At 69.6% G+C, this 24909-nt stretch carries 27 protein-coding genes and 1 pseudogene; 23 read left to right on the top strand and 5 right to left on the bottom strand.

The window, feature by feature from the left end:
- Window positions 1–8: 8 nt before the first annotated feature.
- The 3 genes from BHQ18_RS05745 (at window position 9) to BHQ18_RS05755 (ending at window position 2914) form a co-directional block, all read left to right on the top strand.
- Entirely contained in the window at window positions 9–2210 is a 2202-nt protein-coding gene (locus tag BHQ18_RS05745; protein ID WP_069412602.1) for an acyl-CoA dehydrogenase family protein, read from the top strand.
- 76 nt (window positions 2211–2286) lie between these two features.
- Window positions 2287–2562, top strand: a complete 276-nt coding sequence (locus BHQ18_RS05750; RefSeq protein ID WP_069412603.1) for a hypothetical protein — start codon at window positions 2287–2289, stop codon at window positions 2560–2562.
- 40 nt (window positions 2563–2602) lie between these two features.
- Window positions 2603–2914 (top strand): hypothetical protein, encoded by a 312-nt coding sequence (locus tag BHQ18_RS05755; protein ID WP_069412604.1) that lies wholly within the window; start codon window positions 2603–2605, stop codon window positions 2912–2914.
- A 12-nt stretch (window positions 2915–2926) separates the two neighbouring features.
- Here BHQ18_RS05755 and fadD2 read toward each other — a convergent pair whose 3' ends face one another.
- Window positions 2927–4606, bottom strand: a complete 1680-nt coding sequence (fadD2, locus tag BHQ18_RS05760) for a long-chain-fatty-acid--CoA ligase FadD2 (protein WP_069412726.1) — start codon at window positions 4604–4606, stop codon at window positions 2927–2929.
- Between the two features lie 56 nt (window positions 4607–4662).
- Between fadD2 and BHQ18_RS05765 the strand changes: the two genes are divergently transcribed.
- The 3 genes from BHQ18_RS05765 to BHQ18_RS05775 all read left to right on the top strand — a co-directional run bounded on the left by BHQ18_RS05765 (window position 4663) and on the right by BHQ18_RS05775 (window position 6944).
- Window positions 4663–5925 (top strand): DNA polymerase domain-containing protein, encoded by a 1263-nt coding sequence (locus tag BHQ18_RS05765; protein WP_069412605.1) that lies wholly within the window; start codon window positions 4663–4665, stop codon window positions 5923–5925.
- Between the two features lie 123 nt (window positions 5926–6048).
- A complete protein-coding gene (locus BHQ18_RS05770; RefSeq protein ID WP_069412606.1) occupies window positions 6049–6459 on the top strand; it encodes an STAS domain-containing protein in 411 nt (136 codons plus the stop codon).
- Window positions 6460–6578: 119 nt separating this feature from the next.
- The gene (locus BHQ18_RS05775) at window positions 6579–6944 is read left to right on the top strand and encodes an NYN domain-containing protein (protein ID WP_069412607.1); all 366 of its coding nucleotides are present in this window, start codon (window positions 6579–6581) and stop codon (window positions 6942–6944) included.
- Here the strand turns inward: BHQ18_RS05775 and BHQ18_RS05780 are convergent.
- Window positions 6934–7557 (bottom strand): TIGR03086 family metal-binding protein, encoded by a 624-nt coding sequence (locus tag BHQ18_RS05780; RefSeq protein WP_069412608.1) that lies wholly within the window; start codon window positions 7555–7557, stop codon window positions 6934–6936. The two genes, BHQ18_RS05775 and BHQ18_RS05780, sit on opposite strands and share 11 nt — an antisense overlap.
- 99 nt (window positions 7558–7656) lie before the next feature.
- Between BHQ18_RS05780 and BHQ18_RS05785 the strand changes: the two genes are divergently transcribed.
- Together BHQ18_RS05785 and BHQ18_RS05790 are read left to right on the top strand one after the other, a co-directional pair.
- Window positions 7657–8040: a MarR family winged helix-turn-helix transcriptional regulator gene (locus BHQ18_RS05785; RefSeq protein ID WP_069412727.1), complete on the top strand. Its 384-nt coding sequence runs from the start codon at window positions 7657–7659 to the stop codon at window positions 8038–8040.
- Window positions 8041–8050: 10 nt separating this feature from the next.
- On the top strand, window positions 8051–9463 hold the full coding sequence (locus BHQ18_RS05790) for an NCS2 family permease (protein WP_069412609.1): 1413 nt from the start codon (window positions 8051–8053) through the stop codon (window positions 9461–9463).
- Here the strand turns inward: BHQ18_RS05790 and BHQ18_RS05795 are convergent, their stop codons facing one another.
- Together BHQ18_RS05795 and BHQ18_RS05800 are read right to left on the bottom strand one after the other, a co-directional pair.
- A complete protein-coding gene (locus BHQ18_RS05795) occupies window positions 9464–10129 on the bottom strand; it encodes an IF2 family translation initiation factor (RefSeq protein ID WP_069412610.1) in 666 nt (221 codons plus the stop codon).
- A 39-nt stretch (window positions 10130–10168) separates the two neighbouring features.
- On the bottom strand, window positions 10169–10717 hold the full coding sequence (locus BHQ18_RS05800) for a CsbD family protein (protein WP_069412611.1): 549 nt from the start codon (window positions 10715–10717) through the stop codon (window positions 10169–10171).
- 103 nt (window positions 10718–10820) lie between these two features.
- On the opposite strand from BHQ18_RS05800, the gene BHQ18_RS05805 reads away from it, so the two are divergent.
- From BHQ18_RS05805 to BHQ18_RS05845, 9 genes are all read left to right on the top strand, one after another.
- Complete coding sequence (locus tag BHQ18_RS05805) at window positions 10821–11840, top strand: CobW family GTP-binding protein (protein WP_069412728.1); 1020 nt, start codon at window positions 10821–10823, stop codon at window positions 11838–11840.
- 18 nt (window positions 11841–11858) lie between these two features.
- Window positions 11859–12812: a non-homologous end-joining DNA ligase gene (gene ligD / locus BHQ18_RS05810; RefSeq protein ID WP_069412612.1), complete on the top strand. Its 954-nt coding sequence runs from the start codon at window positions 11859–11861 to the stop codon at window positions 12810–12812.
- Window positions 12813–12863: 51 nt separating this feature from the next.
- Window positions 12864–13841 carry a YihY/virulence factor BrkB family protein gene (locus BHQ18_RS05815; RefSeq protein WP_069412613.1) on the top strand — a complete coding sequence of 326 codons (978 nt, stop codon included), beginning with the start codon at window positions 12864–12866 and terminating at the stop codon, window positions 13839–13841.
- Between the two features lie 124 nt (window positions 13842–13965).
- Window positions 13966–14061: an alcohol dehydrogenase gene (locus BHQ18_RS29475; protein ID WP_069412614.1), complete on the top strand. Its 96-nt coding sequence runs from the start codon at window positions 13966–13968 to the stop codon at window positions 14059–14061.
- Between the two features lie 95 nt (window positions 14062–14156).
- A complete protein-coding gene (locus BHQ18_RS05825) occupies window positions 14157–15113 on the top strand; it encodes a helix-turn-helix domain-containing protein (protein WP_069412615.1) in 957 nt (318 codons plus the stop codon).
- Between the two features lie 45 nt (window positions 15114–15158).
- Window positions 15159–16793, top strand: coding sequence for a PP2C family protein-serine/threonine phosphatase (locus BHQ18_RS05830; protein ID WP_069412616.1), 1635 nt, complete (start codon window positions 15159–15161; stop codon window positions 16791–16793).
- The gene (locus BHQ18_RS05835) at window positions 16790–17872 is read left to right on the top strand and encodes a cobalamin B12-binding domain-containing protein (protein ID WP_069412617.1); all 1083 of its coding nucleotides are present in this window, start codon (window positions 16790–16792) and stop codon (window positions 17870–17872) included. Before BHQ18_RS05830 ends, BHQ18_RS05835 begins: the two co-directional genes overlap by 4 nt.
- 8 nt (window positions 17873–17880) lie before the next feature.
- Entirely contained in the window at window positions 17881–18222 is a 342-nt protein-coding gene (locus tag BHQ18_RS05840) for an STAS domain-containing protein (RefSeq protein WP_308204727.1), read from the top strand.
- Window positions 18222–19037 (top strand): MOSC domain-containing protein, encoded by an 816-nt coding sequence (locus BHQ18_RS05845; RefSeq protein WP_109789199.1) that lies wholly within the window; start codon window positions 18222–18224, stop codon window positions 19035–19037. Before BHQ18_RS05840 ends, BHQ18_RS05845 begins: the two co-directional genes overlap by 1 nt.
- 16 nt (window positions 19038–19053) lie before the next feature.
- Here BHQ18_RS05845 and BHQ18_RS05850 read toward each other — a convergent pair whose 3' ends face one another.
- Window positions 19054–19929, bottom strand: coding sequence for a LysR family transcriptional regulator ArgP (locus BHQ18_RS05850; protein WP_069412620.1), 876 nt, complete (start codon window positions 19927–19929; stop codon window positions 19054–19056).
- A gap of 71 nt (window positions 19930–20000) precedes the next feature.
- Here BHQ18_RS05850 and lysE point away from each other — a divergent pair, with 71 nt between their 5' ends.
- The 6 genes and pseudogenes from lysE (at window position 20001) to BHQ18_RS05875 (ending at window position 24870) form a co-directional block, all read left to right on the top strand.
- Entirely contained in the window at window positions 20001–20600 is a 600-nt protein-coding gene (gene lysE / locus BHQ18_RS05855) for an L-lysine exporter (protein WP_069412621.1), read from the top strand.
- Window positions 20601–20614: 14 nt separating this feature from the next.
- Window positions 20615–21121: pseudogene (locus BHQ18_RS30270) on the top strand (TetR family transcriptional regulator); the annotation flags it as partial.
- A 36-nt stretch (window positions 21122–21157) separates the two neighbouring features.
- Entirely contained in the window at window positions 21158–22009 is an 852-nt protein-coding gene (locus BHQ18_RS05860) for an SDR family oxidoreductase (protein ID WP_084293913.1), read from the top strand.
- 148 nt (window positions 22010–22157) lie between these two features.
- Complete coding sequence (locus BHQ18_RS05865) at window positions 22158–23270, top strand: YeiH family protein (protein WP_069412622.1); 1113 nt, start codon at window positions 22158–22160, stop codon at window positions 23268–23270.
- Between the two features lie 13 nt (window positions 23271–23283).
- Entirely contained in the window at window positions 23284–24180 is an 897-nt protein-coding gene (locus BHQ18_RS05870) for an ABC transporter substrate-binding protein (RefSeq protein ID WP_069412623.1), read from the top strand.
- 12 nt (window positions 24181–24192) lie between these two features.
- A complete protein-coding gene (locus BHQ18_RS05875) occupies window positions 24193–24870 on the top strand; it encodes a queuosine precursor transporter (RefSeq protein ID WP_069412624.1) in 678 nt (225 codons plus the stop codon).
- The last annotated feature ends 39 nt before the right edge of the window (window positions 24871–24909 follow it).

Raw genomic sequence — 24909 nt, forward strand, 5'->3', positions numbered from 1 at the left:
GTGCACGAATGCCCATCGCAATCACCCCTGAGCACAACGACCTGGCCGATTCGGTGCGGTCCTTCGTCGCGCGGGTGGCGCCGTCGGAGGTGCTGCACGAAGCGCTGGAGACTCCCGTCGGCAACCCGCCGCCGTACTGGCGCGGCGCGGCCGACCAGGGGTTGCAGGGCGTGCACCTGGCCGAGAGCGTCGGCGGGCAGGGCTTCGGCATCCTCGAACTCGCGATCGTGCTCGCCGAGTTCGGCTACGGCGCCGTGCCCGGCCCGTTCGTCCCGTCGGCGATCGCCAGCGCGCTGATCGCCGCGCACGACCCGAACGCCAAGGTGCTCGAGGACCTGGCTTCCGGCGAGAAGATCGCGGCCTACGCCATCGAGTCGGGGCTGACCGCGACCCGGCACGGCGAAGGCGGCGGACTGGTCATCCGCGGTGAAGCCCAGGCCGTGCCGGCTGCCGCGCAGGCGGCGCTGCTGGTGCTGCCGGTCGCGATCGAGAGCGGCGAGGAGTGGGTGGTCTTCGACGCCGAACAACTCGAGATCGAACCGGTCACCAGCCTGGACCCGGCCCGCCCGATCGCTCACGTGCGCGCCAACGCCGTCGAGGTCGGCGACGACCGGGTGCTGGGCGTGAGCCGCCCGCTCGCGCGCGCGCTGATCTCGACGCTGCTGTCCGCCGAGTGCATCGGCGTCGCGCGGTGGGCCACCGACACCGCCGCCGAGTACGCCAAGATCCGCGAGCAGTTCGGCAGGCCGATCGGCCAGTTCCAGGCCATCAAGCACAAGTGCGCGGGCATGATCGCCGAGACCGAGCGGGCCACCGCGGCGGTATGGGACGCCGCCCGCGCCATCGACGACGCGCTCGCCTCGGGAGCCGACAACGACGACAGCGCATACGAATTCGCCGCAGCGGTCGCCGCGACACTGGCCCCCGAGGCCGCGCAGCACGGCACCCAGGACTGCATCCAGGTGCACGGCGGTATCGGCTTCACCTGGGAGCACGACACCAACGTCTACTACCGGCGCGCGCTGGTGCTGGCCGCCGGCTTCGGCAGGCACGCCGACTACCCGCAGCAGGTCGTCGACGTCGCGACCAGCACCGGGATGCGCAAGCTCACCATCGACCTCGATCCCGACACCGAGAAGCTGCGCGACGAGATCCGCACCGAAGTGGCTGCGCTGAAGGCGATTCCGAGTCAGGAGCGCACCACCGCGATCGCCGAGGGCGGGTGGGTGCAACCGCACCTGCCCAAGCCGTGGGGCCGCGCCGCCGGGCCCGTCGAGCAGATCATCATCGCCCAGGAGTTCGAGACCGGCCGCGTCAAGCGCCCGCAGATGGGCATCGCGGCGTGGATCATCCCGTCGATCGTCGCGTTCGGCACCGACGAGCAGAAGCAGCGCTTCCTGCCGCCGACGTTCCGCGGCGAAATGATCTGGTGCCAGCTGTTTTCCGAGCCGGGGGCGGGTTCGGACCTGGCCAGCCTGACCACCAAGGCCACCAAGGTCGACGGCGGGTGGCGCATCACCGGCCAGAAGATCTGGACCACCGGCGCCCAGTTCTCGCAGTGGGGCGCGCTGCTGGCCCGGACCGATCCCAGCGCGCCGAAACACAATGGCATCACGTACTTCCTGCTGGACATGGCCAGCGACGGCGTGGAGGTCAAACCGCTGCGCGAGCTGACCGGCAACGCGATGTTCAACACCGTGTTCATCGACGACGTGTTCGTGCCCGACGAGATGGTGCTCGGCGAGGTGAACCGCGGCTGGGAGGTCAGCCGCAACACGCTGACCAACGAGCGGGTGTCGATCGGCAGCAGCGAGCCGCCGTTCCTGGCCAACCTGAACGGTTTCGTCGAGTTCATCCGCGACGGCCAGTTCGACCAGATCGAGCAGAACCACGCGGGCAGGCTGATCGCCGAGGGGCACGCCGCCAAGGTGCTCAACATGCGCTCGACGCTGCTGACCCTCGCCGGCGGCGACCCGATGCCCGCCGCCGCGATCAGCAAGCTGCTGTCGATGAAGACCGGGCAGGGCTACGCCGAGTTCGCGGTGAACTCGTTCGGCACCGCCGCCGCGGTCGCCGACAACGCGCAGCCGCCGGGCCAGTGGTCGGAGTACCTGCTGGGCAGCCGGGCCACCACGATCTACGGCGGCACCACCGAGGTGCAGCTCAACATCATCGCCGAACGGCTGCTCGGGCTGCCGCGCGACCCGTAAACCGATCCGCGAAAAGCGGTTGCCACCCGGCGTAACCTGGAATTATTCGGTTGCGTCAAGGCGTTTGGTGGTAGGTATGAGCAGCCTCAAGAACCGTGTCATCCGGGTTGCCGTCGGCTCCGCCGCGGCGGTGGGGATCCTGACCGCCCCGACGCTTCTCACCGGTGCGCCGGTGACGCCGCAGGCGCAGCCCTGCTACAACGGCATCGTCGTCGGCAACCCGTGGGCGACGTCGTGCAACTTCGGGCCCCGGCCGCCGCGGGTCCGCGGCAGCGCTCCGGACCAGACCGCGATCATCGCCTGCCGCAACATCCCCGGCTGCCTGTCGTGGTACGTCAACGGGCCCTGGTGAGAGCGTTTAGCGGGCCACCTGCGGTGGCAACCCGGTACGTATGACCGACGATGTCGAGAAGCGCTGGGACCGACCCGCGGCGTTCCGCGCCGCCGCGAGCTATGTCGGTGTCGTCGTCGCGATCGCAGCGGTGGTGTTCGTCGTCTACGCGCTGACCGCCAAGACCTCGGTCGTGGCGGCGTCGGCCGTGCCCGCGGCGCTGTTCCTCGGCGGGCTGGGCGCATTCGGGAAGACCTACCAGGTGTGGAAGGCCAAGGGCACCTGGGTGCAGTGGCAGGGCGCGGGCTGGTTCCTGCTCACGCTGATGCTGGTGTGCCTGTCGATCCCCGGCGCGGCCGCGATGGCGGAGTGAGGCCGGCGGGGGCTATTTCTCGTCCAGCTCCATCTCCCGCAGTTCGCGCTTGAGGATCTTGCCGGTCGGGTTGCGCGGCAGCTCGTCGATGAAGATCACCTCGCGCGGCACCTTGTAGCGGGCCAGGTGGTCGCGGACGTACCCCTTGATGTCGTCCTCGCCGATCGAGGCGCCGTCGGCCTTGACCACGAACGCCCGCAGCCGGTGCCCCCACTCCTTGTCCTCGACGCCGAGCGCGGTGGCCTCGACGACGTCGGGGTGGCCGCTGATCAGATCCTCGACCTCGGCGGGGAACACGTTCTCGCCGCCGGAGACGATCATCTCGTCGTCGCGGCCGCTGACGTAGAGCAGGCCGTCCTCGTCGAAGTAGCCGACGTCGCCCGAAGACATCAGCCCGTCGACGATCTGTTTGTGCCCGCCGCCGGTGTAGCCCTCGAACGGGAAGAAGTTGCCGACGAAGATCCGGCCCACCTCACCCTGGGGCAGCTCGTTGCCGTTGTCGTCGAGGATCTTGACCTTCACGCCCTTGACGACGGGTCCGACGGTGGCCGGGTTCTTCTTGAGGTCCTCGGGCCGCGCGATCGTGGCGAACGCGATCTCGGTGGACCCGTACAGGTTGTAGACCACCGGGCCCAGGGTCTGAAGCGCCCGGGTGGCCAGTTCGGCGCCCAGCTGGCTGCCCGAGACGAACACGATGCGCAGCGAGGAGGTGTCCGGTTTGGTGTCCATCCCGTCGTAGGCGTCGAGCATCCGCGACAGCATCACCGGCACCACCACGATGCCCGTCACCTTGTGTTTCTCGATGTCGGCGAACACGGTGGCGGGTTTGAACTTGCGCCGCAGCACCAGCGTGTTGCCGAGCATCATCGCGATCGTCGCGTGCAGGAAGCCCAACGCGTGGAACATCGGCGCCGGCAGCGATGTCACCTCGCCGCCCTTGAACGGCACGTGCGAGAGCACCCCGCCGATCGGCGCCAGTGTCGGCGGCGTACTTCTGTTGGCGCCCTTGGGAGTTCCGGTGGTACCGCTGGTCAGGATGATCACCGACGAGTGTTTGGTCGCCTTGGGCGCGCGCCTGCCGGAACTGCGGGCGACGAAGTCCTCGAGCGTCTCGTCGGTGCTGCCCGACGGTTCGTCCTTGTCGGGGTTGACCCCGAGCCCGCGCAGCTTGCCCAGCGGTGGTTCGGCCTTGGCGACCGCCTGGTGGTACTCGTCGTCGTAGATGATCAGCTTGGCACCCTCGCGTTCGGACACCTCCTTGATCTGTGGGCCGGAGAACTCGCTGTTAAGCAGGATGATGCGGGCGCCGGTGCGGGCCGCGCCGTAGAACGCCACCAGGAACCAGCGGTGGTTGCGCGCGAGGATCGCCACGCCGTCGCCGCCCTTGATGCCCTTCTCGATCAGCCCGTTGGCCACCTCGTGGGCGGCCTCGTCGAGTTCGCCGAACGTCATCTCGCCGAAGTCGTCGATGATCGCCGTGCGGTTCGGGTGACGACGCGCGTTGAGCGCGGGGATCATCCCGAACTCCCCCCAGCGCCGGATGTCGGCGAACATGGCCGCGACGTTCTGCGGCGGCTCGATCCGCAACGCGCCGGCGCCGAACATCTTCGCCGCGTAGTGCAGCTCGGCCGATCCGCGTTCGAGGAGTTGTTGCGCCTTGGCGAGCGGCAGCGGGAGGTCGGTGAGCTTCATGAACCCCACAATATGTGACCGCGGTCGCACCGCGGCCGGGAAACTAGCATGACGGTATGGCGCCTTCCGGCCGGCACGCGCAGCACTTGGAGGTCGACGGTCAGTCGGTGCCGATCACCAGTCCGGACAAGGTCGTTTTCCCGGCGACCGAGACCTCGCAGGCGATCACCAAGTCCGACCTCATGCACTACTACCTCAGCGTCGCCGACGGCGCACTGCGCGGGGTGCGCGACCGTCCGATGATCCTCAAACGGTTCGTCAAGGGCATCAGCGAGGAGGCGGTGTTCCAGAAGCGGGCCCCGAAGAACCGGCCGGACTTCGTGAGCGTCGCCGAGCTGAAGTACGCGTCGGGGACGTCGGCGGCCGAGGCCGTGCTGCACGACGCGGCCGGTCTGGTGTGGGCGGTCAACAGCGGCTGCGTCGACCTGAACCCGCACCCGGTGCGCGCCGACGACCTGGCCCACCCCGACGAGCTGCGGGTCGACCTGGACCCGATGCCCGGCGTCACCTGGCCGCAGATCCTCGATGTGGCGATGCTGTCGCGGGAGGTGCTCGAGGAGCACGGGCTGACCGCGTGGCCCAAGACCTCGGGTTCGCGCGGTTTCCACATCTACGCGCGCATCGAGCGGCGCTGGCCGTTCAAGTTCGTCCGCCTCGCCGCCCAGGCGGTGGCCCGCGAGGTGGAGCGCCGGGCACCCGAGATCGCGACCGCGCGCTGGTGGAAGGAGGAACGCGAAGGGGTGTTCGTCGACTTCAACCAGAACGCGTTCGACCGGACCGTGGCCTCGGCGTACTCGGTGCGCGCCACCCCCGACGCCCGGGTGTCGACGCCGCTGCGCTGGGACGAGGTGCCCGGCTGCCGACCGGAGGCGTTCACTGTGGCCACCGTGCCGGACCGGTTCGCCGAAGTCGGCGACCCCTGGGAGGGCATCGACGACGCGGCGGGTTCGCTCGACGCGCTGCTCGACCTGGCCGACCGGCTCGGGCCGGCGGAGAAGGCGCCGCGCGGCACCAAACGCAGCAAGGACGGCCGCCGCGCGTCGAGCATGCCGCTCATCGAGATCGCCCGCACCAAAACCAAGGACGAAGCGCTGGCCGCGCTCGACGAATGGCGCCGACGTTACCCGTCGGTAGCTGAATTACTGGCTCCCGCAGACGTTCTCGTCGACGGTATGCGCGGACCCAGTTCGATCTGGTACCGCATCCGGATCAACCTGCAGCATGTGCCCGAAGATCAGCGGCCGCCGCAGGAGGAGTTGCTGGCCGACTACAGCCCGTGGACCAACTATTCCGGGCCCCAGGGCTCGCGCGGCGGCTGACGAATTTGCTGCACCGCGGTATTCGGGCTTCTTAACAAAGTATTAGCCGCTGCTCCCCGTTGCCTTAACTTGGCCCCCTAACTTGGGAGTCACGTTGAAGAGGTGCTTCGAGGGGAGGCAGTGATGTACGGCAATCCGACATTCGACTGCGCGGGCGCCCAGATTCATGCGGTGTGCCGCCAGTTGGCGACGGTCGTTACTGTCGATGGAAGCATCGACGACACCAACATTGAACGGGTATCCGCGTTGGCACGCCGGTTCGTGCTCGCCGAGAAGTCCTATGTTCTCGACCTGAGTGGCGTCAATTCCGCTACAGGACAGCTCATTTCGATGCTCTTCGATGTCGACGAGTGCTGCTTCCACGCCGGTGTGGAGTGGTCGGTGATCGCCAGCGACGCGGTGACGCGGGTGCTGCGGGCCTCCGGGGTGGGTTTCCCGGTCGCCGAATCGGTACCCGAGGCGCTCAACCAGTTCGCTGACAGCATCGACCAGCGCCGCCGGCTGCTGCCGCTGTTGACCAAGAAGACCGCATAGCGGAAGGCGAAAGCGTGCTACTCGATATTCGTTGGCTCGGTTACCTGCTCGGCCGTCGGCACACGACGGCCAGGCGGGTCGACCACGCCGTTCACTGACCTCTCCCGTCGACCGACACCGTGCGGTGGATCGTCGACGCGATGAACGTGATCGGCTCCCGCCCCGACGGTTGGTGGCGGGACCGACACCGGGCCATGACCATCCTCGTCGAACGGCTCGAACGCTGGCGACCCGACGGTGATTCGGTCACCGTCGTGTTCGAACGCCCACCCGAGCCGCCGATCGTGTCCGCCACCGTCGATGTGACCCATGCGCCCCGGGCCGCACCCAATTCCGCCGACGACGAGATCGTGCGCCTGGTGCAGAACGACGACCGGCCCGCCGACATCACCGTCGTGACATCGGACCGCGTCCTGTCCAAGCGGGTGCGCGCCGCCGGCGCCACCGTCCACCCCGCCGAGCGGCTGCGCGACCTCATCGACTGACCGGCCGCCAGTCCGGTGAGCGCCCGAGGTGGCGCAACAGCCGGTCCAGCTCCCCCGCCCCGTCGCGCTGAACCAGTGCGTGCGCGAACGGTGAGTTCGGCGCATCGCGGATCTCGCCGTCGGGGACCCCCAGCGCGAGCGGCAGCACCGCCGCGAGGACATCGCCCGCCGGCGCGAAGGGCCGCTCCAGGCTGCGCGCCACATCCCAACCGTGCACGACGTAGTCGACGAAGTGGAATCCGATCGCCAGGGTGCCGGGAACCGTTGCGCCGGGCCCGAATTCAGGCATCGTGAAGGTCGCCTCCAGTACCCCGGGCGCGCTGAACGCGTCGAGGACATCGGCGGCTGCGGCCGCGTACGCACCACCGGGATCGGCGCGCACGGCGTCGGTGACCGTCGCCGGGTCCCAGATGGACAAGGATTTCCCATCACCGCGCGCGGACGCGGCGAAGCCGCGGTGCTGCACCGTCATGTGCGTGATCAGGTCGGCCAGATCCCACCCGGCACACGGGGTGGGGCGGCCGAGGTCGCGGGCGGTGACCGTGGCGATGACGTCGACGGTGGCGGTGACGGCTTGTCGGTGCAGGGGGCGGATGTCGGAATCAGTATGCATGTACGTATGATGTGCAGAAGCTTATTATTTGTCAACGCTTAACATCACCCTGTGCCACCGCAGAAGCGCCCCGACCTCGCTGCGCTGCTCGCTCCGCTGATGCGCCGCCTGATCGCGGCGGAGCGGTCGGTGCTGCAGGCGCACGGGGTCTCGATGTGGGGCTACAGCGTGCTGACCGCGCTCGACGAGTCGCCGGTGCGCACGCAGGCCGCGCTCGCCGAGGCCATCGGCGCCGACAAGACCCGCATCATCGCGACGCTTGACGAACTCCAGGCGGCCGGCTTCATCGAGCGCCACCCCGACCCGGCCGACCGCCGCGCGCGCCTTTTGGCGATCACCGACGCCGGCCGAGAGCTCAAGGACACGGCGCAGGCCGAGATCCAGCGCAGTGAAGAGCGGTGGCTGTCGGTGCTCGACCCCGCCGACCGGGACGTGTTCTTTCGGGCACTCCACGAGATGACGCGTGTCAAGGACACCCCATAAGGTCTGAGGAATGAATCGCCTCGACCGCTTCTTCGAGATCTCCGCGCGGGGAACGACAGTCGCCGCCGAGTTGCGCGGCGGCCTGGTCACGTTCATCGCGATGGCCTACATCATCGTGCTGAACCCGATCATCCTGTCGAGCTCCGAGGACGTCTCCGGCGGACGGCTGGAGTTCGCCCAGGTGTCGGCGGTCACGTCGCTGGCGGCCGGCGTCATGACGATCCTGTTCGGGTTGATCGCGCGGTTGCCGTTCGCGTTCGCCGCCGGCCTCGGCATCAACTCGTTCGTCGCCACCACCCTGGTCGGGGATCTGACATGGGCCGAGGCGATGGGCCTGGTGGTGATCAACGGGCTGATCATCGTGATCCTGGCCGCGACCGGTCTGCGCCGGCTGGTGTTCGACGCGGTACCGATGCAGCTCAAACTCGCGATCACCTCGGGCATCGGGCTGTTCATCCTGTTCATCGGGCTGGTCGACGCCGGGTTCATCGGCTCCACCGGGCGACCGTCACCACCGGTCGGGCTCGGCGGGGACGGCGGCGGGTCGATCAGCACCGTGCCGACCGTGGTGTTCGCGTTCACGCTGCTGCTGACCGCCATCCTGGTGGCCCGCAAGGTGCGCGGCGGCATCCTGATCGGACTGGTCGCGGGCACCGTCGTCGCGGTGGTCATCGAAGCCGTCTGGCATCTCGGTTCGGCCGTCGACAAACCCGGCGGCTGGAGCCTGTCGGTGCCGACGCTGACCGGTTCGCCGTTCGCGCTGCCCGACCTGTCGCTCGTCGGCGCGTTCAGCATGGACAGTTTCGGCCGCATCGGGATGATCGCCGCGGTGATGTTCGTGTTCACGCTGGTGTTCGCGAACTTCTTCGACGCGATGGGCACGTTCACCGGGCTGTCGCGCGAAGCCGGCCTGTCCGACGAGAAGGGCACGTTCCCGCGGCTGAAATCCGCGCTGATCGTCGAGGGCGCGGGCGCGGTCGTCGGCGGTGCGTCCTCGGCGTCGTCGAACACCGTGTTCATCGAATCCGGCGCCGGCATCGGCGAGGGCGCCCGCACCGGGCTGGCGAACATGGTGACCGGCGCGCTGTTCCTGGCGGCGATGTTCATCTCGCCGCTGGCGTCGATCGTGCCGACCGAGGTGGCCGCCGCCGCCCTGGTGGTCGTCGGCGCCATGATGGTGTCGCACCTGCGCCACATCGACATCACCGACTTCTCGGTCGCGCTGCCGGTCGTCCTGACCGTCGCGGTGATGCCGTTCTCCTACTCGATCGCCAACGGCATCGGCGTCGGCTTCATCGCGTGGGTGGTGCTGCGCTCGGCAGCAGGAAAAGCCCGCGAGATCAGCCCACTGCTGTGGGTGGTCGCCGCGGGCTTCCTGCTGTACTTCGCGCGAGGGTGGATCGAGTCGCTGCTCGGGATCTGATCAGCTGCCGGCCTGACGCTTCTCCTTCTCGGCGTCGGCCAGGTCTTCGATCCGGTCGGCCTGCGCCCGGGTGACCGCGGCGTCGACCTTCTTGTCCTGGGCATCCTCGAGCTTGGCGGCGCTGACCTTCGCCACCGTCTGCTCGGCGTCGGCGATCTCGGCCTCTTCGCGGCGCTTGGCGGATTCCACGTTCTGCTTGCGCTGCGCAGCGACGTCGTCGGCGCGCTTCTTGTCCTCGACGATGCGCTTCTCGGTGTTCTCGACCGCGGCACGCTTGCGCTGCTGCGCCTGCTCGCGCGCCCGCTGGGTCTCGCGGGTGGTCTCCTCGAAGGCCTCCTGCTTCTCCTGCGCGGCCTTCTCCTGCGTGGCCTTCAGGTCGGCCTCGGCCTGCTTGACGTTCTCGGTCGCGGCCTCATCGAGTCGAGCCGCGCGGCGCAGCGCGTCGCTGCGATCGACCAACGTGGTACCGCGCTTGCGCAGCACCGGATCACCCAGCGCGGTGCCGACGGCGGTGTCGAGCATCCCCACCGACCGTTCGAAGAACAGCCGGGCGGGCGCCTCGTTGTCCATCCGGGCGACGACCCGGTCGTCGATCACCTGCAGCGGGAACCGGGCCACCTGGTACTGCAGTTTCAGCACGGCTTTGGGTATCGCGGTCAAACTCATGGTCAAGCTCCTTCGTCGCCGGGTCAGGCGTCGTTGTGGTCAGGCGTCGTTGTTGAGGTTCTCGGCTTGGCGCCGGATGCGCGCGGCCTCGGCGTGGGCGGCCCCGGATTCCTGCACGGCCTCCCGGTGGTCCTCCACCGCTTCGGCGAGCTGACTGTCGGCGTCGCGGATCTCGGCGCGCTGTTCGGCCTTGGCCTGCTGGGCCTTGCGCTCGGCGTCCAGTTCGGCCTGGGCGCGCTCCTGGTCGAGTTTGCGGTGCGCCTCCTGCTCGGCGGCGCGCTTCTGCGCGGCCTTCTGGTCTTCCACCGCGCGCTTCTCGGCGGCGGCCTCGGCGTTGACCGCGGCGCGCTCCTGGGCGCCCTCGCGCTTGGCCTCGACGAAGTCGCTGCGGGCCTCCTGGGCCTCGGCTTCGGCGACGGCGTCGACGGTGTTGGCCTCCTTGCGTCGCTGCGCCTCGGCCTGCTGAAGCTGCCCCTCGGCGGTCAGCGAATCGTTGCCGGTGACCGCGCCGAACACCTCTTTGGCCTTGCCCTTCACCGTGTCCATCAGGCCTTCGCGCGCCTGACCAGCTTTATCGTGGTCCGTCATTCGGGCCTCCTCTCGAGGGCTAAGGTTCCACGCGCGCCGGGGTCCGAAACACCATGTGTGCCGACGCACAGAGGACCGGCGGCCTGCGATCATGTGTCGCGTGGTGGCCCCGATTCCCGTCATCGCGCTCACGGGTTACCTGGGCGCGGGCAAGACGACGCTGCTCAACCATGTCCTGCGCCAACCCGGCGCCCGGGTCGGCGTGGTGATCAACGACTTCGGCGAACTCAACGTCGACGCCGCGCTGGTCACCGGGCAGGTCGACGAACCGGCGTCGATCGCGGGCGGTTGCATCTGCTGCTTGCCCGACGACGGCGGACTCGACGAGGCGCTGGCCAAGCTCGCCGACCCGCGACTGGGCCTGGACGCGATCATCGTCGAGGCCAGCGGACTGGCCGACCCGATCGCGATCTCACGCATCATCCGCTACAGCGGCGTCGACCGGGTGCGCTCCGGCGGCATCGTCGACATCATCGACGCGGCAGCGCATTTCGACACCGTGGACGACGGGCTCACGCCCCCTGCCCGGTACGCGGCGGCATCGCTGGTCGTCGTCAACAAACTCGACCGGATCCCCGACGACATCCGCGCCGCCGCGCTCGAGCGGATCGAGCGCCGCGTGCACGAACGCAACCCGCAGGCCCACGTCGTCGGCGCGGTGGCCGGCCGCATCGACCCTGCACTGCTGTACGACGTCAGCGACACCGCCGCCGAGGACGGGCAGTTGTCGCTGCGCGAACTGCTGGTCGCCGATCCGGACGAAGACGGGCATCCGCACGTGCACGCCGACTCGGTGACCGTGACCGGCGACGGATGCGTCGACCCCGGTCCGGTGATCGACCTGCTGGAGAAACCACCCGCCGGCGTGTACCGGCTCAAGGGCACGGTCGCGGTCAGGTACCGCGACCGGACGCGCCGCTACGTCGTCAACGTCGTGGGGCCGTCCGTGCACGTCGCGACCGCCCCGGCGGCGGCGCGCGCCAACAGCCTGGTCGCAATCGGCACCCACCTCGACACCGACGACGTGCGGGCCCGCCTGTCCGCGGCGCTGCTGCCGCATGCCGGGCCGGCGCCGGCTGCTTCGGTGCGCCGCCTGCAGCGGTACCGGCGGCTCAGCGTGTAGGCGGCATATCGTGGTCCGATGAGCTCCGACGGAGAGCGCGCCGGTGTCGAGTTGACCAACCTGGACCAGCCGCTGACCCCGGACGCCGGGGCCACCAAACGCGATCTGGTCGACTACCTCGACGCGGTGGCCGAGCGCATCCTGCCCGGGCTGCGCGGCCGGCCACTGACCGTGCTGCGGGTGCTGCGCGGCCGCGCGCCGTTCATGCAGAAGAACGTCCCGAAGTACACCCCGGACTGGGTCAGGACCGTGTCGATGTGGGCCGAGTCGTCACACCGCGACGTCCGCTACGCCCTGTGCGACGACCGGCGCACGCTGCTGTGGCTGGCGAATCAGCGCGCGGTCGAGTATCACCCCACCCTCGGGTTGGCCGACGACATCTACCGTCCGACCCATCTGGTGCTCGACCTGGACCCACCGCCGGACAGCGGCTTCGACGCCGTGGTGGCTGCGGCATACCTTGTCCGGCAGGCACTTTCGGACTGCGGGCTGACCGGGGCGGTCAAGACCAGCGGCGCCAAGGGGGTGCACGTGTTCGTCCCGGTCGACGACAGCGCCCCGGTCGAGGACGTCGCCGCGGCCACCAGGGCGCTCGCCGCCCGGGCCGAAGCTCTCGATCCCGGGCTCGCCACAACGGCTTTCATCGTCGAAGACCGCGAAGGCAAGGTGTTCATCGACTCCACCCGCTCCGGCGGCGCGACCGTCGTCGCCGCCTACAGCCCCCGGCTGCGGGAGGGCACCCCGGTGTCGTTCCCGCTGGACTGGTCCGACCTCGACCGCATCAGCCCCCGCGACTTCACCGTGCACACCGCGCTCGAGGTTCTCGGCGAGAAGGACCCGTGGCACGAGCGCATGCCCGCGCCGCAGCGCCTGCCCCGCGACCTCATCGAGCACGGGCACACGATCCCGGTCGCGCGGGTGGCCGCGATGCACGAGGGCAAACGACGGGCCAGGGCGCGCCGCACTGATTGACTCCCCGGCGAACCGGGTATCGCCGAGCGCATCCGTGCTGAGGGGGTCCCGATGGTGGGCTGGCTGGACAGGCTGCAGCGCCGCCACCGCCGCGTGGGCTTCGTCATCGCGGTGATCTACAAGTACGTCGACGACCAGGGCGGCTACCTCGCCGCGCTGATCACCTATTACGCGTTCGTGTCGCTATTCCCGCTGCTGCTGTTGATGACCACGGCGCTCGGGGTGGTGCTGGTCGGGCACCCGGAGCTTCAGCAGCAGGTGCTGACGTCGACGCTGGCGCAGTTCCCGGTCATCGGCACGCAACTCGAGCGGCCCGACGAACTCAGCGGCGGTGTCACCGCGGTCGTCATCGGCATCGTCGGCGCCCTGTACGGCGGGCTCGGTGTCGGCCAGGCGTTGCAGAACGCGATGGACTCGGTGTGGGCGGTGCCCCGGCACAGCCGTCCCGACCCGATCCGGTCGCGGCTGCGCAGCCTGCTGCTGCTGTTCGTGCTCGGGACCGCGGCACTGACCGCGACCGTGCTCTCGGCGGCCGGGCACGCCACCGCGGACCTGGGTTGGCTGGGCAAGGCCGGAGTCACCGTGCTGACCGTCGCGATCAACGCGGTGATCTGCCTGGTGGCGTTCCGGGTGACCACGGCGCGGCACCTGACGTACCGCGCGGTGCTTCCCGGCGCGCTGACCGCGGCGGTGATCTGGCAGCTGCTGCAGTGGTTCGGCGCGGGTTATGTCGCGCACACGGTGAAGACCGCGAGCGCCACCAACAGCGTGTTCGCGCTGGTGCTGGGTCTGCTGGCGTTTCTGTACCTGGTCTCGGTGACGTTGGTGATGTGCGCGGAGGTCAACGTGGTGCGCGTCGACAAGCTGTATCCGAGGTCGCTGATGACCCCGTTCACCGACGACGTCGAGCTCACCTCGGCCGATCGCCGGACCTACACGCGTCGGGCAAAAGCGGAGCGGGTCAAGGGTTTTCAGCGAGTCAGTGTGCGGTTCGACGCCGACCGGGACACCACGGGCGGCCAGGGCTGATCCCAGGTGTCCACGGCCGCGACATCGGTCAGCGGCTTGCGGCGCAACGGGCGATGTCCGCCCGCGGGCCAGCCGACCGCCTGCCCGACACGGCAGTTCCTGCAAGACAAGCAAACTGCTGTCGATGTACGAGGCAGGCACGCTCAAGCTCGACGACATCAACGAGGCGATGAAAGACCTGCGTGCCGGCAACAACATTCGCGGTGTCATCGCGTTCTGACCGCGAACCCGGCGGGACGGCCACCAGGTAGAGTCGGACGTTCCAGAGGCTGAGCCCACGCCTGACTGATATGGCCGTGTCCGTGGGGGTGCGCGATGATTCCGGGATCCAGCGTCGTCTTCGACAGCGACGACCTCGGCGAGACCGAAGACTTCCTCAGCGACGTCTACACCAAGATGTCCATCGGCGGGGACGCCGAGCGGGCCGGGGTGTCCATCACCCGCCGCTGGCTCGGCGACATCAGCTTCGACGAACTCGATTTCGGCTTCGACCTGGCGTTCGACGCGGAGGCCCTGGGCCGGGTCACGTTGTGCCGCGTCCACCGCGGTCACCTGGAGGGCACGATCGGCGGCCACACCGACAACGTGATCAAAACGGGCGACGTCGCGCTGGCATCGCCCCCTGAGCTGCCGTACTCGGGGCGGCTCAGCGCAGCCCGCTACGACCTGACGATGTTCGACCCGGATCTGCTCAACCGCGTCGCCTCGCCCGGGCCGGACAGTCCCGGCGGGCGGGTACGGCTGCTGGGCACCCGGCCCGTTTCCGAGGAGGCCGCGCGTCAACTGAGCGCCGCCATCGGGTTCGTGCGCGAATACGTGGCCCCCGACACCGGCGAGGTCGCGCCGCTGGTCGCGTCCACGGCCGCGACTCTGCTGGCGTCGGTGGTGGTCTCGACGCTGCCCACCAACGCCGTGCTGGATCCCGATGCCGGCGATCGGGTCGACGCCCGGCCGGTGCTGCTGCGCCGGGCGATCGCGTTCATCGAATCCAATGCGCAGGCCGATCTCGCGCTCGCCGACATCGCCGCGGCCGTGCACGTGACCGCCCGCACGCTGCAGTACATGTTCCGCAGACACCTCGACATGACGCCGATGGAGTACCTGCGCCGGGTCCGCCTCGACCACGCCCACCGGGACCTCCAACTCGCCGATCCGGCCGAGACGACGGTCGGCATGGTCGCCGCCCGCTGGGGGTTCATCCATGCCGGACGCTTTTCCGGCCTGTACCGTCAGACGTACGGGCGCGCTCCGTCAGTCACGCTGCGCGGGTGATCGTTGCGGTGCGAAGTGGCGCCGGCCCGGTTGAGGAGGCCAGTTTTGCGCGATAAGGCTTCCGTCGGCGACGGCATCGACGCCGCGTGGCGGTCAGTTCCGCACCCGGTCGTGGTCGTGGACCGCACCGGCACCGTCCGGGCGCTCAGCGCCGCAGCCCAGACCCTGTTACCCGAAGTGGCCCCCGGCGCGACGCTGGCCGACAACGCCGAATGGCTCGCGCGCGCCCACGACGAATACGTCCGTGCCCCGGATGCCGACGTTCCCGCAGGCACGCTCGGCGGCAGCCGGGTCGAGGCGCACCCCACCCCGTTGCCCTCCGGGTTGGTGGCCTGGTGGCTCGTCATCGGCGACACCGAACGCTTCCTGCACGACACCCAGCAGGCACTGCAGCGGGAGCGTGAACGCGCGACGTTCCTCGACGACGCCTCCGCGGTGCTGATGGCCTCGCTGAACCACGACCGGTGCATGGAGGCCACGGTCCAGATGGCGGCGCGGTACCTGGCCGACGCCGCCGTCGTCGTCGCCCCCGACACCGGCCGCGACGTCGTCATCGTCTGCGGCGGCCCCGACGGCACCGAACAGCACAGCATCGCCGCCGATCCGGCCGACGTCCCCGGCCTCAGCGAGGCGCTGCGCGGCTTCCCGCCCGTGCCGTCGCGGTGGATCGACCCCGCGCTGATGCCCGGGTGGTTGATCCCCCGCCACTTCCGGGGTCCGGTGGGTTCGGTGCTGATCACGCCGCTGCCGGGCCACGGCGTCCCGGCCGGTGCGCTGGTCCTGCTGCGCCACACCTCGCAGGCCGCGTTCAGCGAGGGCGAGGAACTGTTCGCGCGGCTGTTCGCCGCGCGGGCCGGTGCGGCGCTGTCGGCGGCGCGGCTCTACGCCGAGCAGTCCGCGATCACCCGCACCCTGATGAAGGACCTGATGCCGCCGCAGCTGCGTCGGCGCGACGAGTTCGAGCTGGCCGGCGGTTACCGGGCCTCGGCGGACCACGAACTGGTCGGCGGCGACTTCTACGACGTGCACCCGGCCGAGACGCCCGACGGCGAGACGCTGGTGGTGCTCGGCGACGTCTGCGGCAAGGGCCTGGAAGCCGCCGTGCTGACCGGCAAGATCCGCAACACCCTGCAGGCACTGGCGCCGCTGGCCGACCGGCACGAGGACGTGCTGCGGCTGCTCAACAGTGCGCTGCTGTCCCCCGACAACAGCCGCTTCGCGACCGTGGTGCTCGCGTCGGTCGCCCGCCGCGACGGGCACGTCGCACTGCGACTGACCTGCGCCGGGCATCCGGCGCCGCTGATCGTGCGCAACGACGGCACCGTCGAGGCCGCCGACACCCGCGGCATGCTGGTCGGCGCGCTGCCGCAGTTCCGGGCGCGGTCGGTCGAGACGACGCTGGCTCCCGGCGAGACCTGCCTGCTCTACACCGACGGGCTCACCGAGGCCCGCGGCGGCCCGCTGGGCGCGGAGGTGTTCGGCGACGAGCGGCTCGAGGCCGCGATGGCGCAGTGCGCCGGCCTGCCCGCCGAAGCGGTGGTCGAGCGGATGATGATGTTGGCCTCGGAATGGGTAACCGACCGGGAACACGACGACATGGCCGTCGTCGCCATCACCGCACCACGCCGGACCCATCTGAGCGCGGTCGACGGCCACACACCGGGTAGGTATATCGCTTGAGCACGAAGGGCGCCGAGGCGCCTGCGACGGACGCCGCGGCGGTGCGTGAGCACCTCTGGCAAGCGGCGCTCGCGGCCGACGAGGACGCCGCGGTGCGGGCCGTGTTCGCCGCCATCGACGCGGGGCTGACCCCCGAGGACGCGCTGCTCGAGGTGATCGCGCCCGTTCAGCGCCGGGTCGGCACCGAATGGGCCGACAACAACATCACCGTCGCGCAGGAGCACGCCGCCACCGCGATCAACGACCGGGTGATCGCCGCGCTGTCGCGCCACCCGGCGTCGCGGGTTCCGGCCGAGGCGGGCCGCGTCACGGTCGCGTGCGTCGACGGCGAGTGGCATGCGCTGCCCGCGCGGCTGCTCGCCGAGGTGCTGCGGCTGCGGGGCTGGCAGGTCGACTTCCTCGGCGCGCAGGTGCCGACCCCGCATCTGATCGCGCACCTGCATCAGCACGCGCCGGACGCCGTCGCGCTGTCGTGTTCGATCCCGACCCGGCTGCCCACCGCGCACGCCGCCATCACCGCCTGCCAGGCCGCCGGTGTCACGGTGCTGGTGGGCGGCGCCGCGTTCGGCGTCGACGGCCGCTACGCCCGGTTGCTCGGCGCGGACGCCTGGGCGCCGGACGCCCGCACCGCCGCTTCGTGCCTGAGCGCCGGTCTGCCCCGGCTGCGGCTGGCCGCCGGCCATCAGGCGATCTACGATCTGCCGCATCTGGCGGATCAGGAGTACTCGATGGTCAGCGCCGCCAAGGCCAAGCTGGTCCGCACCACCGTCGGCGAGTTGCAGGACCGCTTCCCGCCGATGAAGGAGTACACCGAGCAGCAGCGCCAGCACACGTCCGAGGACATCGCGCACATCGTCGACTTCCTGGCGACCGCGCTCTACACCGACGACGACGACCTGTTCACCGGGTTCCTCACCTGGACCGCGAGCGTGCTCTCGGCCCGCGGGGTGCCGGCGAACTCACTGATGCCGACTCTCGACGTGCTCTCGGAGCAACTGCGAGAATTTCCCCGCACGCAACGTCTGCTCGACGCCGCGCGCACCGCCTTGACCACCCACTCGACCCCCACCACCGCATGACTCACACCGTGACTTTCGATCCCACCGCCCGATCGGCGTGTTTCCGCATCGCCGGCGACCTGGACTACGGGCACACCGACGATCTGCTCACCGCCGTTTCAGACCTGCTGGCCGACGCCGGCACCGTGCGCGACATCCACCTGGACTTCGCCGACCTGACGTTCTGCGATTCGGTGGGACTGTCGGCGCTGCTGCAGGTGCACCGGCAGACGTCGAGCGCCGGTGCGCGCCTGCACCTGGACAACCGGCCCGCGCACCTGGAGCGCATCCTGCAACTGACCGGCGTGCTCGACCACCTCACCGCCGACCCGGCCCCCGCATCCGAGCCGGAAGAAACCGAGATCGGTTGATGAACGACTCTGTTGCCGGCCGGGTGGCCGCACTGCAGCGCTATCCGGTCAAGTCGATGCTCGGTGAGCCTCGTGACTCGTTGCGGGTCGGACCGTCGGGGGTCGAGGGCGATCGCCAGTTCGCGTTCATCGACGACGAGACCGGCCGCGTCGCCACGGCCAAGCATCCGCGGTTGTGGAAGGCACTGCTGCAGTGCTCGGCGATGACCGGCGCGGACGGCGTGGTGGTCACGCTACCTGGCGGCGACGCGATCCCGGTCACCGAGGCTGCGGGCCGGCTGTCCGAAATGCTCGGCCGCACAGTGCATCTGGCGGACAAACGGGCGGCGGGCGCGGTGCTCGAGCGCTCGGACCCGCTGCAGGTGCTCGAGCACGGCGTCGAGGCGGAGTTCGATCCGGTGCTGCTCGAACTGGGACAGGGCGCGCCGGGCGGCGCGTTCGTCGACCTCGCCCCGGTGCACCTGATCACGACGGCGACGCTCGACGAGATCGGCGTCGGGATGGCCGAGGCGCTGCGGTACCGGCCGAACATCATCGTCGACGTGCCCGGCCCGCCGTTCGCGGAGAACGACTGGCCGGGTGTCGAGATCCGCGTCGGCGGCGTCACGCTGCGCGGCATGGTGCCGACCCCGCGGTGCTCGGTGCCGACCCTCGAGCACGGCAACCTCGACCGCCTGCCGGATGCGGTGCGGTATCTGATCAAGAACAACCGCGTGGAGGTGCCGGGTTTCGGGCCCTCACCGTGCGCGGGGTTGTACGCCGAGGTGGTCTCGGTCGGCGACGTCAGCGTCGGCGACGACGTGCGCGTGGCGTAGTCCTCATGCCGCGTCCTCATGCCGCGAGCGGTCCCGCGGCCGCGGCGGTGACGGCCTCGGTCACCCGGTCGACGGTGGGGCTGTCGAGCTTCCAGCACTGCCAGTACAGCGGCACGTCGAGGTGGGCGTCGGCGATCCGGACGAATGACCCGTCGGCGAACCGTGGTTCCGCGAGCACGTCCGGGAACATCCCCCAGCCCAGCCCGGCCTGCACCGCCGCGCCGAACCCCTCCGCCGTCGGAACGAAATGCTGCGGCCGGCCGATGTCACGTCGAAACAACCTGCGCACCAACATGTCCTGCAGAGCGTCGTCGCGGTTCCAGGCCAGCGACGGTGCCTGCGCTGCCGCCGCGGCCGTAAACCCCTGCGGCAGGTACCGGTCCCGGTACGCCGGACTGGCCACCGGCAGGTAACGCATCACGCCGAGCGGACGCACCCGGCACCCCGACACCGGCGTCCGCTCGGTGGTCACCGCGCCCATCACCACGCCCTCGCGCAGCAGACGCGCCGAGTGGTCCTGATCCTCGATGCGGATGTCGAACAGTACATCGTCGAGTGCGGCCAGCACCGCGGTGAACCACGTCGACATCGAATCGGCGTTGACCGCCAAGGCGATTCGCGGCGAACCGGCCGATCCACCGCAGATCTCGGCGAGCGCCTCCGCCTCCAGCAGCGCGGTCTGGGTGGCCAGCCGCAACAGCGGCACCCCCGCGGCCGTCGGCGCACACGGTTTCTCGCGCACCACCAGCACCCGACCGACGTTCTGTTCGAGCGCCTTGATGCGCTGGCTGATCGCCGACGGTGTGACGTGCAGGTGCGCGGCCGCGGCGTCGAACGAGCCGTGTTCGATCACCGCGGCGAACGCCGCCAGCTGCTGCCCGTCGACCCTCACATTAGAGATACTAATGGCTGTCTAGTTTCTTTAGCTGTACTGATCGCGCGGTGGTCCCTAACGTCGAGCCCATGGGTTCCCCGCTGGTGCTCGGCTTCCTGACCTCGTTCGCGCTGATCGCCGCGATCGGCGCGCAGAACGCGTTCGTGCTGCGCCAGGGCATCCGCGGCGAACACGTGCTCGCGGTCGTCGCGGTGTGCACGGTCTCCGACATCCTGCTGATCACCGCGGGCATCGCCGGTTTCGGGGCGTTGATCAGCGCGCACCCCGAAGCCATCGCGCTCGCCAAGTTCGGCGGTGCGGCGTTCCTGATCGGATACGGGCTGCTGGCCGCCCGCCGGGCCTGGCGGCCGTCGGCGCTCACGCCGTCGGAGAGAACACCGGCCCGACTGCTCGAAGTCCTTCTCACCTGCCTCGCGCTGACCTGGCTCAACCCGCACGTGTACCTCGACACCGTGGTGCTGCTCGGGGCGCTGGCCAACGAGCACCGCGACGGGCGTTGGCTGTTCGGCGTCGGCGCCGTCACCGCCAGCGCGGTGTGGTTCGTCAGCCTCGGGTTGGGCGCCCGTCGGCTCGCCGCGCTGTTCGCGACCCCGACGACGTGGCGCGTCCTCGACGGTCTGATCGCCGCGACAATGATCGGACTCGGCATGTGGATGGCGCTCAGCTGACACAATCATCGGCCATGGGGGTCACCACTGAAGCGCGCACTCTGCGGGACCGCAAGAAACTGCGTACCCGCGAAGCGATCCGAACCGAGACGATCCGGCTGATCGACCGCACCGGGTACGCGAACACGACGATCGAGCAGATCGCCGAGGCCGCCGACATCTCGCCCAGCACCTTCTTCCGGTACTTCCCGAACAAGGAGACGGTGCTGATCTCCGACGACCTCGAGCGGCTGTTCCTCACCCTGCTTGCCGCACAGCCGCGAGAACTCGACTCCTTCACCGCCTTCCGCCGCGCCCTGGAGACCACGGCCGCCACTGTGTCCGAGGACGATTGGGCGTTCGAACGGGTCCGGCAGCGGGTGGTGTTCTCGGTGCCCGAACTCAAGGCCGCGCAGTTCGACGCCTACCGACGCGCGATCGTGCACTGCGCCGCGACCGAGAACCGACGCCTGGGCCGCAAACTCGACGACCTCAGGGCGAGGGCGTTCTTCGGGGCACTGGTCGGCGCGCTGATGGCCGTTATCGACCGGGTCGAGGGCTCGGTGGAAGCGGACATGATGCGCGCATCTGATTTTCATCGAATCGGGTATGCAGTTGCAGTGACTAAACCGACCTCGAACCACAGAACCGTCTTCATCACCGGCGCCGCCGCAGGCATCGGCCGCGCGACCGCGCTGACGTTCGCGCGCAAGGGCTACTTCGTCGGCGGCTACGACATCGACGAGGTCGGGCTCAAGACGCTGGCCGACGAGATCGACCGGCTGGGCGGACAGTCGCACACCGGCCACCTCGACGTCACCGACGCCGACGAAATGACCCGCCGCGTCGCCGAATTCACCGAGGTGACCGGTGGCCGGCTCGACGTGATGATCAACAACGCGGGCATCCTGCGCGCCGGCCGGTTCGACGAGATGGACATCGCCGGCCACCACAAAGAGATCGACATCAACGCCAAGGGCGTGGTCAACGGGCTCTACGCGGCGTTCCCGTATCTACGTGAGACCCCGAAGTCGATGGTGGTCAACCTCGCGTCGGCATCGGCGATCTACGGGCAGGCCGAGCTCGCGAACTACAGCGCGACCAAGTTCTTCGTCCGCGGCATCACCGAGGCACTCGACATCGAGTGGAGCCGCTACGGCATCCGGGTGATCGCGATGTGGCCGCTGTACGCGCAGACCGCGATGACCGAGAACATCAAGACCGGCACCACCGACTCGCTGGGAATCCGGCTGACCGCACAGGACGTCGCCGACGCGATCCTGGCGGCCACCGAGCCGTCGTTTTTGCGCCGCGCTCTGCACCAGGTGCACTTCCCGGTCGGGTCGCAGACCAAGGTGCTCACCACCGGGTCGCGGTTCTCGCCGGCATGGCTGACCAGGGTGATCAACAAGAAGCTGGCGCACTCCTGAATTTCGGTTCGCGCTGATCCCAACCGGTGACCCCGGGCGGCACCGGGTCATACGGTGCGCGCATGAATGAGGACTGGCTCGCCGTCGTCGTCGGCTTGGCGCTGCTTGCGCTCGTCCTGGTCGGCGCGATCCCGGGCAGCGTGATCCCGTGACCGAACAGGCCACCGAGGCCGAGCCCAAGGCGCGTCCGTCCGGGGTCGGCTACGCCGTCGCCGGTGTGCTCGTAGTCCTCGTGCTGGGTGCGGTGACCCGGTTCCTGGAGGCTCAGGTACCGAAGTGGGCCGACGGCACCGCTTTCGAGGGTGTAGCCAAGGCGGTCGAATTCCCGGTCTACGCAATCGCTTTGGGTCTGCTCGGCAACTTCGTACTGTCGCGGCTGGCGCTGCGCGACGCGCTGTCGAACGGGTTTCGCACCGAGTTCTTCATCAAGACCGGCCTGGTGTTGCTCGGCGCGTCGATCAACCTGAAGGTCCTCGTCACCGCGGCGGGTCCGGCGATCATCCAGGCGCTGCTGCTGATCTCCATCGTGTTCGGCTTCACGTGGTGGCTGGGCGGGGTCCTCAAGCTGGAGGACAAGCTGCGGGCGCTGCTGGCCTCTGCGGTGTCGATCTGCGGGGTCAGCGCGGCCATCGCCGCCGCGGGGGCGGTGCAGGCCAAACGCGAACAACTCGCCTACGCCGCCTCGCTGGTGATCGCGTTCGCGCTGCCTTCGATCTTCCTGTTGCCCTGGCTGGCAGACGTTTTGAACCTCTCCGATGCGGTGGCCGGGGCGTGGATCGGCGGCAACATCGACACCACCGCCGCGGTGGCCGCGGCCGGGGCGATCGCCGGCGAGGAGGCGCTGCAGATCGCGACGATCGTCAAGACCACCCAGAACGCGCTGATCGGCCTCGTGGCGATCGCGCTGACCGCCTACTTCGCGCTCAAGGTCGAACGCCGGTCCGCGGCCGAAGCCCGGCCCGGTATCGGCCAGTTCTGGGAGCGGTTCCCGAAGTTCGTGCTGGGCTTCATCGCGGCCTCGATCATCGGCACCCTGTACCTGGCGTGGGGCGGGGACAAGGCCGCGATCGGCACGGTCAACGATCTGCGCACCTGGTTCCTGATTTTCGCCTTCGTCGCGATCGGCCTGGAGTTCTCGCTGAAGGGCCTCAAGGAAGCGGGCTGGCGTCCGGTCGCACTGTTCGCCTCGGCCACCGTCGTCAACATCGTCGTCGCTCTGGGCCTGGCCGCCGTGTTGTTCGGGAACTTCCACGTCGGTTAGCTACGCTCGCCGGGTGGCCACAGGGCTGACTCGGCGCGGGTTCCTGACGATGACCGCGGGCGCGGCGCTCGTCCTCACCGCGTGCGGTTCCGATGAACCGGGCACGGTGGCCGAAGACGGCTCGGTAACCGTCAGACACGCCTTCGGGGAGACCAAGATTCCGGCGCCGCCGACCCGGGTGGTCAGCGCCGGCCTGACCGGTCAGGACGATCTGCTGGCGCTCGGGGTGGTCCCGATCGCCGTCACCGACTGGTTCGGCGCCGAACCGTTCGCCGTCTGGCCGTGGGCGCAGCCCCGACTCGGGCCCGCACAGCCGGTCGTGCTCAGCCTCGCCGACGGTATCCAGGTCGACCAGATCGCGTCGCTGCGACCGGATCTGATCGTGGCCACCAACGCCGGCCTCGACGCCGACACCTACGCCCGCCTCTCGCAGATCGCGCCGACCGTCGCGCAGAGCGGGCAGGCCCCGTTCTTCGAACCGTGGCGCGACCAGGCCACCACGATCGGACAGGCGGTCTTCAAGCACGACGAGATGCAGGCGCTGATCGCCGGCGTCGACGAGAAGTTCGCCGCCGCGGCCAGGCCGTCGTTCGAGGGCCGATCGGCCGCGCTGCTGGCCGGCCGCCTCGACGACGGGAAGCCGCAGCCGTTGAGCCCGCCGTGGCGCGCCGAGTTCCTCACCGCGATGGGGCTCACGCTCGCCGACGGGCTCGACAACGCCGACGTCGCGATCTGGGCCACCGAGAGCGACGAGGAACAGGCCGCGCTGCTGGCCGACCCCGCCGTCGCCGCCCGCACCAACGTCTTCACCGGTAAGGAACTCGCCGGCGCACTGGCGTTCGCGTCGGTGCTGTCGTATCCGGTCGTGGCCGACCGGCTGCCGGGAATGATCGCCGACGCTCTCGCCTGAGAGGATGTCCGGGTGACCGAGACGCCGGAGCAGCGCGGGTTCGCGACCCCCGGATCCGCCTACTACCCGACGCTGGTCGCGGTCTTCACCGGCCTGGTGCTGATCTCCAACATCGCCGCCACCAAGGGCGTCGCGTTCGGCCCGCTGCTCACCGACGGCGGATTCCTCGTCTTCCCGCTCACCTACGTCATCGGCGACGTGCTGAGCGAGGTGTACGGGTTCCGAGCCGCCCGGCGCGCGGTCGTCATCGGCTTCTGCATGCAGGCGCTGGCGGTGCTCGTGCTGTGGGCGACGGTGCACCTGCCCGCCGCGCCGGACTACGCCAACCAGGACGCGCTGGCCGCCACCGTCGCGTCGATCACCGGGTTGGCGGTCGCCGGGCTGGCCGGCTTCCTGGTCGGGCAGTTGGTCAACGCCTGGGTGGTGGTGCGCATCAAGGCACGCACCAAGGAGAAGCACCTGTGGGCCAGGTTGCTGGGCTCGACCGTCGTCGGCCAGCTCGCCGACACGGTGGTGTTCTGTGCCATCGCCGCGCCGATCATCGGGTTCGGCAACATGAATTCGTTCGTGGTGTACGCCGCGCTGGGGTGGTTCTACAAGACCGCGGTGGAGGCCGTCGTGCTGCCGGTGACCTACCGCGTCATCGCGTACGTCAAGCGTCATGAGCCGTCGTATCAGCCCGCCGAATGAGGCTTCGTTAAGGCTCCTCTGGCAAGCCTCGCAGAGCGC

Origin of the sequence: Mycolicibacterium flavescens (genome assembly GCF_001722335.1) — a bacterium.
Taxonomy (GTDB): domain Bacteria; phylum Actinomycetota; class Actinomycetes; order Mycobacteriales; family Mycobacteriaceae; genus Mycobacterium; species Mycobacterium flavescens.